The organism is Kribbella sp. NPDC054772 (assembly GCF_053611945.1).
Window position 1 is genome coordinate 1 of the sequence record NZ_JBSHBJ010000003.1, and the last position, 17,048, is coordinate 17,048.

At 68.2% G+C, this 17,048-nt stretch carries 17 protein-coding genes; 12 read left to right on the forward strand and 5 right to left on the reverse strand.

The window, feature by feature from the left end; translation table 11 throughout:
• The coding region (locus tag ACWGID_RS05460) for a cytochrome ubiquinol oxidase subunit I (RefSeq protein ID WP_452194708.1) at positions 1 to 469 on the reverse strand (469 nt) is incomplete at its 3' end.
• Between the two features lie 124 nt (positions 470 to 593).
• Positions 594 to 2,939, reverse strand: coding sequence for a LuxR C-terminal-related transcriptional regulator (locus ACWGID_RS05465; RefSeq protein WP_452194710.1), 2,346 nt, complete (start codon positions 2,937 to 2,939; stop codon positions 594 to 596).
• Between the two features lie 163 nt (positions 2,940 to 3,102).
• On the opposite strand from ACWGID_RS05465, the gene ACWGID_RS05470 reads away from it, so the two are divergent.
• Complete coding sequence (locus tag ACWGID_RS05470) at positions 3,103 to 7,806, forward strand: hypothetical protein (protein ID WP_452194712.1); 4,704 nt, start codon at positions 3,103 to 3,105, stop codon at positions 7,804 to 7,806.
• A complete protein-coding gene (locus tag ACWGID_RS05475) occupies positions 7,803 to 8,768 on the forward strand; it encodes a hypothetical protein (RefSeq protein WP_452194714.1) in 966 nt (321 codons plus the stop codon). Before ACWGID_RS05470 ends, ACWGID_RS05475 begins: the two co-directional genes overlap by 4 nt.
• 13 nt (positions 8,769 to 8,781) lie before the next feature.
• Here ACWGID_RS05475 and ACWGID_RS05480 read toward each other — a convergent pair whose 3' ends face one another.
• The gene (locus tag ACWGID_RS05480; protein ID WP_452194715.1) at positions 8,782 to 9,687 is read right to left on the reverse strand and encodes an alpha/beta hydrolase family protein; all 906 of its coding nucleotides are present in this window, start codon (positions 9,685 to 9,687) and stop codon (positions 8,782 to 8,784) included.
• A 118-nt stretch (positions 9,688 to 9,805) separates the two neighbouring features.
• Between ACWGID_RS05480 and ACWGID_RS05485 the strand changes: the two genes are divergently transcribed.
• The 5 genes from ACWGID_RS05485 (at position 9,806) to ACWGID_RS05505 (ending at position 12,190) form a co-directional block, all read left to right on the forward strand.
• Complete coding sequence (locus ACWGID_RS05485; protein WP_452194717.1) at positions 9,806 to 10,480, forward strand: hypothetical protein; 675 nt, start codon at positions 9,806 to 9,808, stop codon at positions 10,478 to 10,480.
• 237 nt (positions 10,481 to 10,717) lie between these two features.
• Complete coding sequence (locus tag ACWGID_RS05490; RefSeq protein WP_452194719.1) at positions 10,718 to 11,053, forward strand: hypothetical protein; 336 nt, start codon at positions 10,718 to 10,720, stop codon at positions 11,051 to 11,053.
• A 17-nt stretch (positions 11,054 to 11,070) separates the two neighbouring features.
• Complete coding sequence (locus ACWGID_RS05495) at positions 11,071 to 11,589, forward strand: hypothetical protein (RefSeq protein WP_452194720.1); 519 nt, start codon at positions 11,071 to 11,073, stop codon at positions 11,587 to 11,589.
• Positions 11,590 to 11,606: 17 nt separating this feature from the next.
• A complete protein-coding gene (locus tag ACWGID_RS05500; protein ID WP_452194722.1) occupies positions 11,607 to 11,939 on the forward strand; it encodes an immunity 8 family protein in 333 nt (110 codons plus the stop codon).
• Positions 11,936 to 12,190 carry an Imm32 family immunity protein gene (locus ACWGID_RS05505; RefSeq protein ID WP_452194723.1) on the forward strand — a complete coding sequence of 85 codons (255 nt, stop codon included), beginning with the start codon at positions 11,936 to 11,938 and terminating at the stop codon, positions 12,188 to 12,190. The genes ACWGID_RS05500 and ACWGID_RS05505 overlap by 4 nt, the downstream gene beginning before the upstream one ends.
• Before the next feature lie 2 nt (positions 12,191 to 12,192).
• On the opposite strand, the gene ACWGID_RS05510 is transcribed toward ACWGID_RS05505, so the two are convergent.
• Positions 12,193 to 13,167 (reverse strand): NmrA/HSCARG family protein, encoded by a 975-nt coding sequence (locus tag ACWGID_RS05510; RefSeq protein WP_452194725.1) that lies wholly within the window; start codon positions 13,165 to 13,167, stop codon positions 12,193 to 12,195.
• A 94-nt stretch (positions 13,168 to 13,261) separates the two neighbouring features.
• On the opposite strand from ACWGID_RS05510, the gene ACWGID_RS05515 reads away from it, so the two are divergent.
• Positions 13,262 to 13,753, forward strand: coding sequence for a MarR family winged helix-turn-helix transcriptional regulator (locus ACWGID_RS05515; RefSeq protein WP_452194726.1), 492 nt, complete (start codon positions 13,262 to 13,264; stop codon positions 13,751 to 13,753).
• A gap of 102 nt (positions 13,754 to 13,855) precedes the next feature.
• On the opposite strand, the gene ACWGID_RS05520 is transcribed toward ACWGID_RS05515, so the two are convergent.
• Complete coding sequence (locus ACWGID_RS05520) at positions 13,856 to 14,149, reverse strand: hypothetical protein (RefSeq protein WP_452194728.1); 294 nt, start codon at positions 14,147 to 14,149, stop codon at positions 13,856 to 13,858.
• A gap of 24 nt (positions 14,150 to 14,173) precedes the next feature.
• Here ACWGID_RS05520 and ACWGID_RS05525 point away from each other — a divergent pair, with 24 nt between their 5' ends.
• The 4 genes from ACWGID_RS05525 to ACWGID_RS05540 all read left to right on the forward strand — a co-directional run bounded on the left by ACWGID_RS05525 (position 14,174) and on the right by ACWGID_RS05540 (position 17,026).
• Positions 14,174 to 15,082 carry an FAD:protein FMN transferase gene (locus ACWGID_RS05525; RefSeq protein WP_452194730.1) on the forward strand — a complete coding sequence of 303 codons (909 nt, stop codon included), beginning with the start codon at positions 14,174 to 14,176 and terminating at the stop codon, positions 15,080 to 15,082.
• On the forward strand, positions 15,082 to 15,633 hold the full coding sequence (locus ACWGID_RS05530) for a hypothetical protein (protein WP_452194732.1): 552 nt from the start codon (positions 15,082 to 15,084) through the stop codon (positions 15,631 to 15,633). Before ACWGID_RS05525 ends, ACWGID_RS05530 begins: the two co-directional genes overlap by 1 nt.
• An 86-nt stretch (positions 15,634 to 15,719) precedes the next feature.
• Positions 15,720 to 16,829: an NADH-ubiquinone oxidoreductase-F iron-sulfur binding region domain-containing protein gene (locus tag ACWGID_RS05535; RefSeq protein ID WP_452194734.1), complete on the forward strand. Its 1,110-nt coding sequence runs from the start codon at positions 15,720 to 15,722 to the stop codon at positions 16,827 to 16,829.
• Positions 16,826 to 17,026 carry a ferredoxin gene (locus ACWGID_RS05540; RefSeq protein ID WP_452194736.1) on the forward strand — a complete coding sequence of 67 codons (201 nt, stop codon included), beginning with the start codon at positions 16,826 to 16,828 and terminating at the stop codon, positions 17,024 to 17,026. The genes ACWGID_RS05535 and ACWGID_RS05540 overlap by 4 nt, the downstream gene beginning before the upstream one ends.
• Positions 17,027 to 17,048: the final 22 nt, after the last annotated feature.

Consider the following 17,048-nt stretch of genomic DNA (forward strand, 5'->3'; position numbering starts at 1 on the left):
CCACCGAGACCGCCCCGAAGACCCCGGCGATCACGATCGGTACGCCGGTCCAGAAGTGCGTCCACGGTTTCAGCCGGCGCCAGCCGAACAGGTAGATCGCGACGAAGATCGCCTCGGTGAAGAAGAACAACCCCTCGAACGCGAACGGGATTCCGAACGCGTCGCCGTACACGCCCATGAACCGCGGCCAGAGCAGGCCGAACTCGAAGCTCAGCACCGTCCCGGTCACCGCGCCGACGGCGAACGTCACAGCCATGTACTTCGACCAGCGCTGCGCGAGCACCAGTGCGTCGTGGTCGTCCCGCTTGATCGCCCGGTAGTTCGCGATCAGGGTCATGAACGCCCAGGAGACACCGAGCGGCACCAGGATGATGTGGAACGCGAGCGTGAACGCCATCTGGGCCCGGGCCCACGGGACCGGGTTCACCGCCTCGGCCACCAGGGCAGTGACAGTGCCGCTCGCGATCATCTGGCCTCCTACTGGCCTCCCAGGCGCGACCGGGGCCGGTCCCCGGCTCGGCGCCCTTCGAGTCTTTCGGGCGCCGAACCCGCGCGGGATCATCCGGCGGGAGTGATTCGGCAGATCGGATTCGTCAGATCAGATGCAGGTCCCAGGCGCGGCGGACCGCCTCGTTCCGGCTGGACACCGACAGCTTGCGGAGGATCTTGCGGACATGCGTCTTCACGGTGTTCACCGAGATGAACAGTTCGGCAGCGATCTCGTCGGTACTGCGCAGCGTCGAGAGCCGGCGGAGTACCTCGAGTTCGCGCTCGGAGAGCTCTTCGACGATCGGCGACGGGTCCCGCGCCCAGGTCATCGCCGTGGTCTGGTCCGGACGCAACCAGAGGGCGTGGGATCGCAGCGAGAGATCGTTGCGGATGACCGCCCGGATCCGGGCCGGCAGGTGGGTGAACGGCCGCCGGATCCGCTCGCCGCGCGCGAGCGACAGCGCCTTCGCGATCTCGGAGCGGCCGCCGCGGACGTCACCGTCGAGCCACTGGCTGTGCGCGTGGTCGAGCAGGTCCTGCACGCGCTGCGAGGTGGTCAAGGTCTGACGATCCGCTTGGTCCGACTCGCCCCGGTCGAGCAGGTCGAGTCCGACACCGGCGGCTTCAGCGTCGACGTACTCGCGCAGCCAACCAGCGCGTGGTTCCGGGGTCCGCAGCGCCGAGCGGGCGCCCACGGTGTCACCGCGATCCCGCATCAGCCGTGCACGCAACAACGTCGACACCGATCCCATCAGTACGTCGTCCTGGGTCTCGCTGAGGTTGCGCGCGCGGGTGAGACTGTGTTGCGCGCGGTGCAGGTCCTGTCGCTCCAGCGCGACCCAGGCGCGCGCCAGATGGGCCGCTGCGAGACGGTGCGAATCGTCCGCGATGCGCTCGGCCATGTCGGCCAGCCCCTCGCCGCGGGACAGATGACCGCGACACGCTTCGGCGAGCGCGAGCGTCGCGACACACCGCAGCCGCAGGTCTTCAGATTCGTACGTCGCGAGCCGGACAGCTTCACCGAGCACCGCGCACGCACTGTCCAGGTCCCCTCGGCGGAGGTACGCCGTACCCTCGGCGGCCAGCACCAACGCCGACAGGAGATCGGAATCGCTCGCGGGCAGCTGCTCGCGGGCGTCGCGCGCGGCCACCAGCGTTGCGTCGACAGAGCCGGACTTGTCGTGCATGACAGTGGTCAGAACTGCTGCAGGCAAGGACATCTCGCAACGCGCGAGGCAATCCGCGGCTGTGTCGACGTCGTCCTTCTTTAGCGCCAGCGCGGCGCGAACCAAGTGCACATCGGTGCGGTCGAGAGCGGGCATGCTGGCCAGCTCTTCCGCGAGAGCCGTGCCGGTAGCGGTCGACAGCAACAGGTCCGCGATCGCCAGACAACGAATGACGACGCTCGCTGCGCGTTCCCAATCGCCCGTCGCGGCGGCATGACGGACAGCCGGGAGCAGTTGGCCTTGGTCGGCGTACCAGTCGGCCGCCCGTTGGTGGAGGTCGTCGACCGGCAGCGTCCGGACCACCTGGGCGCGGAGGAATTCACGGAAGAGCGGATGGATTCGGTACCAGTTGGCACGGCCACGCACCGGCTGGACGAAGGTGTTGCCGGCCGTCATCCGCTGCAGTACGGCGCCCGCGTCCGCGCGATCGGACAACGAGGCGGCGAGGTCCGGAGTGAACTCGTCCACCGGACTGATGCGCAGGAGGAAGTCCCGATCGGCCTCGTCGAGTTCACCGAAAACCTCTGCGACCAGGTAATCGGTCGCGAATCCGTTCAGCGCACCGGCCTGCGCCCCGGACCGCATCGCGAGCGCTGCCAGCCGCACTCCGGCCGCCCAGCCCTCCGTGCGATCGAGAACGACCTTTGCCGCTATCTCCGGCTCGTTGACGTCGTGGGCACCGAGCAACGCGGCGACCTCCGCACCGGTGAAGGCGAGATCGTCCTGCCGGATCTCCGCAACGGTCCCTTCGAGCCGGTAGCGGTGCAGCGGCATCGGCGGATCCACCCGCGTGGTCATCAGCACGCGCAAGTGGTCGCCGCTGCTGTCCAGCAAACGATCCAATTGATCGAAGACCGTACGCCGCTGCACGCGCTCGGCCGCGTCGACGACGAGTACGACCGGTTGGTCGAGCCGGAGCAGTTCGTCGGACAGTTGGTCCAGGTTCGCTGCCGCGGAGTCCGTCGTACCGGCGCCGGCGTCGGTCAGTGCGCGCTGCACGTCCGTCAGGAACGTGTCCTCGCCGCCGGACGACGAGAGCCAGGCCACCGGCGTCTGTCCGTAATGTCGTGCCCACGCTGCGGTGAGCACGGTCTTGCCGGAGCCCGCAGGTGCGCTGACGAGCGTCAACGGGGCGTCTCGTACCGCCTCCGACAGGCGATCGAGCAACCGCGTCCGGTCAACGACGTGAAAAGCTGGTACGGGCGCCCGCACGTGCACCGTCATAGTTCCCCCGACCGCTCGCGCGTCTGCCGTCCGCCGCCGCGCAGGCAGAGACAGACCCTCCCCTTCCTTCGACTCTGGGTTCGCGCGAGGGGCCCCGCATCGCCCCGATGGGGTGAAACCCAGTCTTCGGTGGACTGGTCCGGAGAGCTGCGAGGATGGCGGGATGGATCGTCGAGGCGCGGGTGCGACCGGCCGTGGTCGGCGACGGTTCCTCGACGTTTACGGCGCAGCCGAACACAACCTGCGCGATGTCGACGTCTCCTTCGGACCGGGTCTGACCGCCGTCGTCGGTGTGTCGGGGTCGGGCAAGTCGTCGCTGGCGTTCGACGTGGTGCATGCCGAGGCGCATCGGCGGTTCGTCGAGACGCTGGCGCTCGGCGGCAACTCGGCGCGGGTTCCCGCCGCGCAGGTCCGGCGGATCGACGGCCTGGGGCCTGCGGTGGCGGTCGCGCAGAACGTCCTGAACCGGAACCCGGCCTCGACGCTGGCGACATCGGTCGGGCTGCATCCGTTCCTGCGGATCCTGTACTCGCGGTTCGCCGAGGTGCAGTGCCCGCGCTGCGATGTACCGATCCGGGCGCTTTCCGCCGAGGAACGTCTGACGACCGCGCTCGACCTGCTCGCTCAGCGGGACGAGCTCGACGTCGAGGTCGCGATCGTGCGGGGGCTGACGGGAAGTCACGCCCGGTTGCTTGCGGGCATCCGCGGACAGTTCGCCCACGTCTCCGTCGACGGTCGAGAGTGGGCAGCCGGTCGGGCTCCGCGCCTCGACCCGGCGCTGCCACACGATGTCGTCGTCCGAGTCGCCACGCTCCGATCCGACCAGTCGGCGGCCGAGGTTCGGGCCATGCTGGAGCACGCCGACGCGCTGGGCCGACCCGAAGTCCTCCTCGGCGGTACGCCGGTACTGCGCGCCCCGATCTGCCCGCGATGCGGCGCCTGGGTCCGGCCCCTCGCACCGTCGGCGTTCCGTGGCGACCACGACACCTCGTCACATCGCATCGCCGGCGTCACGTTCCAGGAGCTGATGGGTCGACCGGTGACCGAGGCCCTCGAATTCGTCGAACAACTCCCACTCGGCTCGCGCGCGCGACGCGTCCAGGACGAGCTGCTCCGACGCCTGCGCCCACTCGAACAGCTCGGCCTAGGGTACGTCGCCCTCGATCGCTCGATGCCGACGCTGTCGCGCGGTGAAGCGCAACGAACCCGGCTCGCGGTCGTGCTGTCCGGGCGCCTCGAAGACCTGCTGCACGTCCTCGACGAACCGACCATCGGCCTGCACCACAGCGATCTGAGCCGACTGCTCGACGCCGTCGTCGCGCTGCCCGGCCCGGTCCTGATGGTCGAACACGATCCCTTGGCCGTCGCGATGGCCGACGATGTCGTGGAAATCGGGCCTGGCGGTGGTGACGCCGGCGGACGGCTGGTGTTTCAGGGCCCGCCCGCTGAACTGTGGCGTGCGGACACGGCGTCGGGCCGCAGCTTCGCCACCGGCGCTCGGCAGCAACGATCCCGGCGACCGCTCTCCGCGGACCGGATCCGGATCGCCGGTGCGACCCTGCGCAACCTGCGCGACGTCGACTGCGAGATCCCGCTCGGAGCGCTGACGGTGATCACCGGTCCATCCGGGGCCGGCAAGACCACCCTGAGCCGCGAGGTGTTGCTGGCGTCCTTGCGCGAGCGTGGGCCGGTCGGGTGCGCGGCGTTCGATGGGCCGGTGATCCGGGCGCGGGCGGTGGATCAGGCGCCGCTGGGCAACAACCCGCGGTCGAACCCGGCGACGTACACCAAGGTGCTGGACCGGATCCGCGACGTGTTCGCGACCGAGACCGGCCGGTCCGCATCGGACTTCACCTTCAACCGGGCTGAGGGCGCTTGCCCGGACTGCGAGGGGATGGGTTCGGTCGCGATCAACCTGAGTCAGGTCTCGACGAGTTATGTCGCGCCGATCTGGGTTCCGTGCGAGGCCTGTGACGGCCGGCGCTATCGGCCCGAGGTCCTCGAAGCGACGTGGGCCGGCCGGTCGATCGCCGACGTACTGGAGCTGAGCGTCGACGAGGCCGTCGCGGTCTTCGCGGAGCACCCGGCGGTGACTCGGATCCTGAAGCCTCTGCAGGAGGTCGGGCTCGGTTACCTGACGCTCGGACAAGCGTCCCCGAGTCTGTCCGGCGGGGAGGCCCAACGCGTTCGGCTCGCTCGCGAGGTCGCCAAGGCCAAGGCAGGGGAGCTGCTGCTGCTCGACGAGCCGACGACCGGGCTGCATCCGGGCGATCTCGATCGGTTGCTCGCGGTGTTCGACCGGCTGACGGACAGTGGCTGCACGGTGGTCGTCGTCGAGCACCAGCCGGACGTGATCGCCGCCGCCGACTGGCGCGTCGATCTCGGGCCGGCGGGCGGTCCCGACGGCGGACGGCTGCAGCATTGCGGACCGCCGGTACCCGAGGAGCAGCCGCGGGTGCGTCCGCGCGCTGCGCCGCGCACCGACCGGCGATCGAGTGCCGCCGTACGCGTCCGTGGTGCTCGTGCCCACAATCTGCAGGGAGTCGACGTCGACTTCGCCAAGGGGCGGTTCAGCGTCGTCACCGGGGTGTCGGGGTCCGGCAAGTCGTCGTTGGTCCACGACGTACTCGAGTCCGAGGCGACCAGGCGGCTGCTCGAGTGCCTGTCGGTGTACGAGCGGCAGTCGGTGCGGGAGGGACCGGAGGCGCCGGTCGACTCGGTGACCGGCCTGGGCCCGACGATCGGTATCGACCCGTCGGGCCTGTCCTTCGACGGTCAGGGGCCGGGCTTCTACGTGTGGGATGCGGACCGGGTGACCGTTGGCCGGTCCAGCGATCTCGACCGCCTGCTCGCCGTGATCATCGCTCGGGCCGGTGTTCGGACCTGTCTCGGTTGCGGGCGCGACGCCGTACGCCGGACATCCCCGAAGCCCGACAGGACGTGGCTGTGCGGCGACTGCGGAACCAGCGCGGTGCCGATCGAGCCGCGCCAGCTGGTGGGATCGCCGGTGTCGAACTGTCCACAGTGCCTGGGACTCGGGGTCGAGCGGGAGTTCGAGTTCGCCACGTTGATCGTGCACCCGGATGTGCCGATTCCCGCCGGTGTCTTCGCCGGCAGCCTGTCGTGGTTCCGCGCGACCGGTGGCATGGAGGCGCCGATGCGGTCGCTGGCCGAGCGCTACCGGTTCGACCTGGACCACACGCCCTGGGAGGAGTTGAGCGACGAGGCCAGCAACGCCGTCCTGTACGGCGACGCGTCGTGGACCGGGTTGAACAGTTGGGCCCGGAACGACGTCGGCGGCAAGGACTCGATCGGATTTCCGTGCCGCGAGTGCGACGGCCGGCGGTTGCGTTCGCCGTACCTGTCGATCCGCGTCGGCGGACGGGCGCGGGACGAGCTGTTCGCGAGCCCGCTCGCCGAGGTGGAAGCGGTCCTGGACTCGATGGGCGAGCCGGATGATCCACAGGCGGCGGATGCGCGGACCACCGCGCTGCAGCGGCTCGGGTTCCTCCGTGCCGTCGGACTGGGCTACCTCCAGCTGAACCGGTCGACGTGGACGTTGTCGGCGGGCGAGGCGCAACGGATCAAGCTGGCGTCGGTCGTCGGCGGCGGACTGGTCGGGATGACGGTCCTGCTCGACGAACCGTCGAGGGGCCTGCATCCCTCGGAGGTGACCGCGCTGACCCGGACGCTGACCGAGTTGCGGTCCGCCGGGAACACTGTCATCGCCGTCGAGCACGACCCGATCGTCATCCGCGCGGCCGACGACGTGATCGAGATCGGCCCGGGACCTGGGCGAGCGGGCGGTCGCCTGATCGCGCTCGACCATCCGCAGTCGGTGACCCGCGCGGTTCTGGACGGTCGGTTCCCGGCACCGCGCCGCGATCGTCGCCGGGAGCCGGCCGGGTGGATGCAGATCACCGGAGCTCGGGAGAACAACCTCGATGGGGTCGACGTCCGCGTCCCGCTCGGTGTGCTGGTCGGCGTCTGCGGGGTGTCCGGGTCGGGCAAGTCGTCGCTCGTCGTCGACACCCTCGCGCTCGGCCTGACCCGGCCGAAGACGAACATTCCCGGCCGCGGCGTGATCCGCGTCCGACCAGGCGATCACGACGGCATCACCGGCGCGCCGGAACGCGTCGTCGTCGCCGACCAATCTCGCGCGGAGGTCGCGTCACCCGGGATGTACCTTGGGCTGATCGGTGCCGTGCGCAAGGAGTTCGCCGGCGAGCAGGGGATCACGGTCAAGGACCTGACCTATGGCTGCGACGCCTGCAAGGGCAAGGGGATATGGAAGCAGGACATGTCGTTCCTGCCGTCGGTGGCCCAGACCTGCGAGGCCTGCGGCGGAACCGGGTATCGCCGTGAGGCTGCCGGCCTGCTCCACCGGGGCCGCACGCTGCCCGACATCGAGTCCCTGACCATCGCCGAGCTCGTCGACGAGTGGGGTGACATCGACACGGTACGGCGGATCGGTGGTGCCGCCGTCGCTCTCGGGCTCGGGTACCTCGTTCTGCGCCAACCGGGCTGGAGTCTCTCGGGCGGCGAGGCGCAGCGGCTGAAGCTCACCAAGGAGTTCGCTCGCCCGGCGAAGGCAGGCTCCTTGTACCTGTTGGACGAACCAACCGTCGGTCTCCAGGCCACCGACGTCGCGGTGCTCGTCAGCGCGCTGGACACGCTTGTTGCTGCTGGCAACAGCGTGCTGGTCGTCGAGCACGACCCGGCCTTCCTTGCTTGTTGCGATTGGCTGATCGAGCTTGGCCCAGGTGCTGGACCGGACGGCGGCCGGATCGTGTTCGAGGGCTCACCCGAGGCTCTTGCTGGGGCGGGCACCTGTACCGCGCCGCATCTTGCCGAGGTGCTGTCGTGAGTATTGGTGCGTTGTTGCTCGGCGACCCGTCCCCTTCGCTGCGGTGGCGTGTCGCCCGCGAGCTGGAGGGAGCTGACGAGAACGACGCCGAGGTTGTCGCGTGGCGTGCCGAGATCGATCGCAGTACTGAGATCGAGGCCCTTGTTGGGCAGTTGGCGGTCGCGGATCAGCCTTCTGCTGCGGGCTATCTGCTCTGCCGGCTGGCGAATCTCGGCTACCGCGGACCTGCGTCGGCTACAGCCGTCGAGAACCTCTTCAGCCTCCAGCAACCGAACGGCTCCTGGTCACCCCCACCTCTCGACCCCGGCCTCCGCGCGGGATCCCGTTCCGGTTCAGACCCCGGCCCGAGCGACAGTCCGCGGTTCATCACGATGCAGACCGTCGTACCACTGCGGGGGATCGCCGCCGCCGGCTTCGCGACCGATCCACGCGCCGAGCGGGCCTACGAGTGGCTTCTGGAGGTCCGCCTCGCAGACGGCTCCTGGCCTTCCGGTCCGAAAGCTGACCTCGGCTTGGCCGGTCGCCCGGCGCCACCGGAGAAGGCGTACCGGCGGCTGCCTCAGGGGCTCGGTTGCCGCTCGGCCACCACCGGCGCCGCGGCCTGCCTCGCGCTGCACCGCGACCGCCGCCACTCCGAGGCCGCCCGAACCGGCGTCGCTCACCTCCTGGCCCGCGAGGCCCGAGACACGTCGACCGTCGGCTGGGAGATCTCCCGCCTACTCGGTCTGGAACCGGCGATGGGCCAAGTCACCTTCTACGCCACCGCCGACCCGGCCTTCGTCCTGCACCTGGCCTCCCGGTGTGGCTTCACTGCACAAGACTCCCAAGTTGGCGCGCTGGCAACCCACCTGGAATCCCTCCGAGGCCCTTACGGCCTCTGGCAACACCCGGCCCACCCACAGCTGTCCGCCTGGCTCTCGCTGAACCTCGAATCCACCCTCCGCCGCCTCGAGCCCGCCTGAGCCGACGTCGTACTCAGCAGGTGTTCTTGGCGGGTTTGTTGTCGAAGCGGTCGGTTGTCCAGGTGAGGATATCGCGGACCGCCGGGGAGTCTGGTTCGACGAGCGGGACGTGGTCACGGCCTTCGTAGGTGCGGTAGTCGACGGGGTACCCGGCGGCGCAACGTGCGTCGACGTACTCGGCCTGGGTTGCCGGGAGGATGAGGGTGTCGGCGGCGCCTTGGCCGATGAGGACCGGGGCCTTGACGGGACCGGACGGGACGTTGTCGCGCAGGAGTTGCCCGAAAGCGCCCGCACCGGGATTCCCTGACCAGATGGGCTTGTCCAGCGCCACGACGGCCCCGAGGACCGTACCGGTCAACCGGCCACCTTTGGGACGCGTGGCCGCCGAGGGTCGGCGTACGAGTGGCACGTCGTCACCCTTGACGAAGGCAACCACCTGCCGAACTCCGACGATCAGCACACGCGCACCGAACACGACCGCGACAACCAACACGGTGACATCCGGCCACGCAAGCGCCAGCAGCCCGAACAACACCGAGGCCGCCCCACCAACCACCGCATTGACCCGAGCCGTACCCCGCACGCGCCGGCCAGCAACCAGCTCAGCCACGCCCCCAACCAGCAACGCCCCCGCAACCGCCACCGCAACAACCCTGATAGTTGCCCCCGGCCACACCAACACCACCACCGCAGCCCCGAGGTACGCCGTACCAGGCACCCACCCCCAAACCCCCGCGTGCCGCCGCAACAGCTCCCCAACCCCAGCCACCACGAGAGCACCAACAAGAACCACAACCAACACCGCAAGCGAAGCAAACGGCTTGAACACCAACAAAGCCCCAAGCCCCACCAACAGCACCCCAACCACCAACCGCACCCACCGAGCCCCAGCCCACCCCAAGCCCCTGGCCGCTGTCATGACCTCACCGTACCGACCACGCTCGCATCAGGTCACGACATACTCGCGGGCTCTAACCTAAGAGTCCTGGAGAGCCGGCCCGCCTACGAACGGCGAGCCAGTGAGGAAATCGCCGAAGATGCTGACAATCCGGCAGCCCGCCTTCGAACTCACCATCGTCGTCGAGGACGGTGAGCGACACGAGGACGTCTGCGATACGGACGGCTGGGTGACGGTCCTCGGCAAGGGGACCTGGGGTGCAACGTTTCTGACGATGGATGAGCTGCGTGCGCGATGGGACGAGGAAGAGCAGGCCGGCGAGCGCGCGGCGGGCCAGTACTACGCCACTCCGGGCCTGGTGATTCTTCGCGAGCCCGGTATCGACAACATCGTGGCTGCAGTCCGCGACATCGTCGATACCGAGCTCTACCCCTTGGTCCTCGTGCGACAGACGGAGGTCGACGACGACCGGAGATCTCTCGCCTGGTTGATCGAACGGCTCGAAGCGCGGCCGAAGATGTTCAGCCTCGACGGGTCGTTCAGCATGTACGCCGCCTTCTTGCGCGGCTGTCAATACGCGACGGAGGGTTCGAGCTGGGCGGGCGACTTCCGCTCATGGCTCGTCGAGCAGCTGGGAGACGGCGGCAACCTCGGCTGGGAAGCCCTGATCCTGCGCCTGTCCTTCCCCACAGAGCCCCAAAAATGGAGCTACCTCGACAATGCTCCACGATCGGATGAAGACGACCGTACGGCGTGCCACTCCCTGCTCTCCCAACTCAAGGCATTCGATGAGAACGACGAGCGATTCGTCTAGATCGGGAGCCCCGCCCGCATCAGGTCACGCGCCGCACCTTCACCGTCGCCGACCCACCGCCCGCGTCATCTGAGGGGGCACCCCCTGAGATGGCCCCTTCTACCCCCTTCAGGCAAGGGGGCAATGAGCCATCTGAGGGGGCACCCCCGCAGATGACAGGGGCTCTAACCTAAGACTCCTGGAGACTCGGCCCGCCTCCGAACGGCGAGCAATGAGCAAGGCTTCGAGATCGCGGGGGTGAGTTTGTTTACGATCGAGCATCCTGAATTCCGGTTGCGACTTCTCCTCGAAGAGGACGAGGCTCCTGAAACGGTCAGCAATGTGGATGGATGGATAGACATTCCGGGTCGCGGCTCATGGGCCGGCACCTTCTTGACCGTCGCGGAGGTCGCGCGTCTGATGGAACGCTGGCGCGAGACCGGCGAGAACGCATCCGGCGCGTACTTCGTCGCGCTAGATGGAATCATTGTTCGCGATCCCGGAGTTGAGTCGATCTTGACTGCGGCGCAGGATCTGGTGGCAACGGGTGATTATGAGCTGTATCTCATAAAATCGGAAAACATCGAGCTGTGAGGCCTGTGGGTGCCGCTGTGGATGCTGATAAGCCGCGAGAGTGGGCGGACTGGGTCGGTGTGGAAGAGAAACTCCCGTGGCTCAAGCCCGAGCCTTATCTCCTGGAAACCGCCGACTTGGAGGCGTCACTTACTGTCCTGGGCGATCTCGGGTTTCGGATAGTTAGCGCGCAGGCACCGGAAAAAGGCGATCTCGAACGGAAGTTGCTGATCGAGTTGAGCAAGTGTCTGGGCTTCACGTCGCTCGGCGCCGGCTCGTGGGCTGCTTTCGCGGACCGGATGTGGGACCTGCTGACGGAAGCGTGGTCGCCGCCGCTGGCCGTGGTAATTCAGGGATTTGATCGCGTGTTGTCGACGGACCTGCGCGCCTTCGTCAGATGCGTGCACAACCTGGTCTCGCTGACCGAGCGCGTCGGCCTCTCGGACGATCGCGCCCAGCGCCAAGTGGTGTACTTCTTCGTGGGGAACTGGCCATCAACTTGGCAAAACACACCCGGCCGCTCCGGGTTGCCTCACGACGGAACGGATCTGTTGTGAGGGCTTCGGTGCGTTCCGTGTATAGCTCGGAGGTTGATGTGGAGACTTATGTTTCTGCGGATGCCCGGGATGATGCGGTGTGGGTTCGGTTGCTGGTCGGGCCCGCGGGAGGTGCCGGTGAAGAGTCGTTCGACGTGCTCGTCTGCACGCCTGTCTGGCTTCAGCGTCTGGTTCAGGAGGAAGGCCCACAGTTGGGTCGGCATCACTTGATCGTGGACGAGCTCGATGTGCCCCGGGTGCTGACGTTTCTTCGACGGCGGTTCGAGGAAGTTGAGGCTCCTACGTGGAGTGCCTTGGCTGGGAAGCTTGCTCGGATCGGTTATTGGGAGTTCGAGGACTATCAGCCGTGAACTTGCCGTTTGAAGAAACCCGTTGGTTGCGTTTTGAGTGGGACGATGATTTCGAGATCGCCGTTGAGGTGCAGGGCTCCGAGGTTGTGATATCGGCTAATCCGGCTGGTTTGCGATCGCTCGCGAGGCATCTGCTGACGCTTGCGCAGGACGGCGTACCAGACGGACATCACATTCATCTCACTGCCGGTCAGGAGATTGAATCGACGGTTGATCTGGTGGTTGAGAGAAGTGCCCGTGCCGTTGGATGACTCTAGCTTTGCGCGGCCTTGAGGTCCTCTTTGTGGTTGTCGAGCCAAGCGGCGAAGGACTGGAGGGCGGGGTTGAGGTTGCGGGCCTTCTGTAGGTCGCGGGCGCCCGTGAAGGCGTCGTGGTTTTCTGTGTAGTACTGGAACATGTTGGACATTTCGGTGGCCAGGGGGAAGGGGTACGTGCGGTACTCGGGCCACGTGGGGGAGTGGTGGGTTACCTGCTCGCCGAGGGCTGTGGTGAGGGCCTCGGCGTATTGCTCGCCCGTGAGGTGTTCGCCGGCGATGCTGATGGTTTGGCCGATCAGGTCGGGGCGCTTCAGGATTGCCAGGGCGGTGCGGCCGATGTCTTCGGAGGCGATGCCTGCCAGGCGCTGGTCGGCGATCGGGAGGGTGATCGTCAACTGGCCGTCGGGGTTGCGGGTCGGGGCGAGGGCGTCGAGGAAGGCGTCGAAGTAGAACGTGGTGCGCAGGAACGTCGTCGGTACGCCGTACTTCGGGAACAGTTCGTCGGCCTCGCCCTTCGCGTCGAAGTGCGGGACCTTGTAGCGCCCGTCGTCCAGGCTCGGTACGTCGTCGCGCCCAGCGAAGAACCGCCGGGTGTCCTCGAGCGTCGACCAGACCAGGTGCAGTACGCCGGCATCGCGCGCGGCCCGGGCAGCGGTCTCGGCCTGGGCGAGCTCCATCTCCGCGCGGGTCCGGACGGCCTCCTGCTCGGGTGTCAGCGGCGTCCAGTAGTTCGTGACCACGAAAGCGCCGTACGCGCCCTCGAACGCGGACCGGACGCTCGCTTCGTCGTCGAGGTCGGCCGCGACTACCTCGGCCCCGGCAGCCGCGAGGTCGCGGGCTGGGCCGGACGACGGGTTCCGGGTCAGCGCCCGGACGGCGAACTCGCCCGCCGGGTCCGCCAGGATCGCGCGGACCAGCCCGCCGCCCTGGCTCCCGGTCGCACCGACGACGGCGATCAGCTTCTTGCTCATGGCAACTCCCCAGAAAGTTTGGGTTGATGTGTCAACCAAAGGAATCGTAGCGCGTTGGGTTGATGTGTCAACCCCGGCGGGTACGATGGGTGGCGTGAGTAAGGGACCGTGGCTCGACGAGGGCGAGCAGCAGACGTGGCGGAGCTATCTGCTGATGAAACGGACGCTGGAGACGCATCTGGAGCGGCACCTGCAGCGGGAGTTCGGCCTGTCCGGGTCGGACTTCGAGATCTTGGTCAACCTGTCCGAGTCGGAGTCCGGCCGGATGCGCGCCTTCGAGCTCGGCCGGTCCACGCAGTGGGAGAAGAGCCGGCTCTCGCATCACCTGACCCGGATGGAGAAGCGCGGGCTGATCCGCAAGGAGGCCTGCGACGCGCGTTACCCGGAGATCGTGATCACCGACGAGGGGCTGGCGGCGATCAAGGAGTGCGCGCCGGCGCACGCGGCCCGCGTCCGGGAGTTCTTCGTGGACGTGTTCGGGCCGGAGCGGCTCGGGGTGCTGGGCGAGGTGTCGGACAAGGTCGTCGCGACGATCGGCAAGCACTGCGAGACCGATTGCCCGCCGGAGGTCCGCGGCACGCCTTGAGAAGGGGGTACAGCCTGAGAACCGCTCTCACGAAGCTTTCAGCAGAACTTGACGGTCGCTTGATCTTCTCTTGGAGTGCGGCTGACGGGCGTCGAACGAGGCTTACGGCATGGTCACCACACATGATTCCCACTCCACCCGCAGGCGCTGGCTGCACCGAGCCTCCGCGGCCGCGATAGCCACTGCCGTTCTCGGCGTCGGCGCGACCGGGATCTCGGTCGCGGTGGTGTCGTCGAAGCACTCGAGCAGCAGCACGGGTACGACGTCCACGTCGAGCAACTCGGACGACAACGGCTCCAGCTCCAGCAACTCGGGCTCCAGCGGCTCCAGGTCCAGCTCCAGCTCTGGATCGAACTCCAGCGGCAGCGGTCTCGGATCGGCGAACTCCGGCTCCACCTCGCAGGGTGGGAGCAACGGGTCATGAGCGTCTCGCGGACCTGGACCGCGTGGAGCTGCTCGGTCCGCCTGACCGTCGACGACCCCGCCGTACTTGGGGCGGCGTGTGGTGAACTCAAGGCGCTGATGGACCGGGTCGACAAGGCCGCCAGCCGCTTCCGGCCCGACTCCGAGCTGTCGGTCGTGAACACCCGCGCCGGTGCGCTGGTGCCGGTCTCGCGGCTGCTCGTCGACCTGGTCGACGTGAGCCTCGTCGCGGCGCAGATGAGCGGTGGCGCAGTCGATCCGACCGTCGGCCCCGCGGTGATCGCGGCCGGGTATGACGCCGACATCGAGACGGTACGGCGGCGTTTCCCGCAGGCCCCGCTCGACCCGAAACCGGTCGCGGGCTGGCAGGAGGTTCGGCTGAACCGCAAGCTCGCGCTGCTCGGCGTACCGAAGGACTGCGCGCTCGACCTTGGTGCCACCGCCAAGGCGTGGACCGCGGACCGCGCGGCGAACATGCTGTCGAAGCGCTACGGCTGTGCTGTCCTGGTCGAGATCGGCGGCGACCTCCGCGCGGCGGGCGAACCCAAGAAGCCCTGGGTGATCACGGTCGCTGAACGCGCCGGTGATCCCGGTGTCCTCGTCACCCTGGCCCACGGTGGTCTCACCACGTCGACCCGCACGGTACGGCGCTGGCAGACCCCGACCGGCTACGGCCATCACGTGATCGACCCGCGGACCGGTCACCCCGCGGCGGGCCCGTATCGGACGGCCTCCGTCTGGGCGCCGACCGCCGTACGGGCGAACACCTTCAGTACGGCGCTCATCGCCACCGGTGAGGCGGCTGTCGGACGGCTCAAGCTGGCTGGTCACCCGGCCCGGCTGATCGCCGAGGACGGTGAGGTCACCGAGTTGCTGGGCTGGCCGTCAGCGAGCAGGGCTGCCTGATGACGCTCTGGTACCTCGCTCGCGCGGCCGGCGTGGTCACGATGGTCATGTTCACGATCTCCGCCGTCCTCGGGATCGTCATGCCGAGCATCCGGCGGCCGGCCACTCGGTTCTGGCTGCAGTACGTGCACCGGTCGGCCGCCGTGACCGGACTGGTTTTGCTGGCGACCCATGTGGTCGCAGTGATCGCCGACAGCTACGTGAGCATCAGTCCGCTCGTTCTGCTGTGGCCGTTCGCGTCTGGCTACCGGCCGTTCGCGATGGTCGTCGGTGTGCTGGCTCTCTACAGCCTGGTACTGGCGTCCCTCGTCGGAGCGTCCCGCGGCCGGCTGGCGGTCTCCGCGCGGTTCACGAAGTACTGGCGCAAGCTGCACATCGCCGCGTCGGTCGGATGGCTCCTGTCCATCGGCCACGCACTGCTGGCGGGCACTGATCGCAGTACCCCGTGGATGGTCGGGATCACTGTCGGGTGTCTGGCTGCCGTCGCCACTGCGGGTGCTTACCGCCTCAACGCAACCCCAAAGCTCACCCGCGCCTGGAGGGCCCAATGATCACGGTGGAAGAGACACGAGTCATCGGCGAGGCCAGAGTGTTTGCTGGGCTTGACCAGGGGCGGCTGGACCTTCAGCGTCACCTGTTGACTCATGGCAGTCAGCCGAGGCTGACCCGCGACGACTACACCAAGCTTGCTGAAGCTGTAGGGCTCAGGGGGCGTGGTGGCGCGGCCTTCCCGGTCGCTCTGAAGCTGCAGGACCTCCCTGCGCGTGGGATCGAGGCAGTGGTGGTCAACGGTTCCGAGAGCGAGCCGTTGAGCCGTAAGGACCGCCTGCTCCTCACGAATTCACCGCATCTCGTCCTGGACGCCGCAGTCGATCTCGCGCACGCACTGCGAGCGCCGCACGTGCTGATCGCCGTACACGATCCTGCTGCGGCCACGTCGATGCGGGAAGCGCTGATGGAGCGCGACGACCGCGTGGCGATCGAAGTACGAGACACGCCGGGCCGTTTCGTCGCCGGTGAAGCCCGTGCGGTCCTGAGCGCGCTCGAGGGCGGTACGGCGGTACCACCGGGCCGACGCGTACTGCCGACGCGAAAGGGCTACCACCGCCGCCCCACGTTCCTGTCGAATGTCGAGACGTTCGCGCAGCTCGCAGTACTAGCGCGCCTCGGCTCCCGTGGGTTCAGCAGCACCGGCCTGATCAGCGAGCCCGGTACGCAGCTCCTGACGATCGACGGCGCCGTACAGCGACCCGGTGTGATCGAGACACCGATCGGTGTGCCACTCGACACAGTCCTGCAGTACGCCGGTGCGGAAGCCGGGCCCGTACTACTCGGTGGCTACCACGGCCGCTGGCTGTCGGAGACCGCTGGTCTGACGCTGCAGCGCCCGGAGGTGTCGGCCGGCATCGTCGTCGCGCTCGGCTCCCGGACCTGCCCGCTCGGTGAGGTCACTCAGGTTGCCCAGTGGCTGGCGAGCCAGTCGGCCGGGCAATGCGGTCCGTGTGTGTTCGGTCTCGCGGCGTTGGTCGACGACTTCGCCAGGCTGACCGCCGGCGACCCGCAGGGCTGGCACGACGCCCGGCGGCACCTCGGCCTGGTTCCCGGGCGCGGAGCCTGCGCCCACCCCGACGGAACCGCGAGGTTCCTGATGTCCGCGCTCGAGGTACTGGACGACGACATCCACCGGCATCTGTCCGGTCAGGGATGCGGCCGGCCGGTGCTGGGCGTGCTGGGAGGCACCCGATGAGCAAGATCGAGATCGACTGGACCCGGTGCGACGGTCACGGCCTGTGCGCGGGTCTGCTGCCCGATGACGTCGTCCTGGACGAGTGGGGATTCCCGGTGCTCCGGGGCCGCGAGATCACCACCGGTGAGCTCCCGGACGCGCGCCGCGCCGTCCTCGCCTGCCCAGCCCTCGCTCTCCGGCTCACCAAGCGCGGGTGAGGCGTGACTCACCCCGCTGACA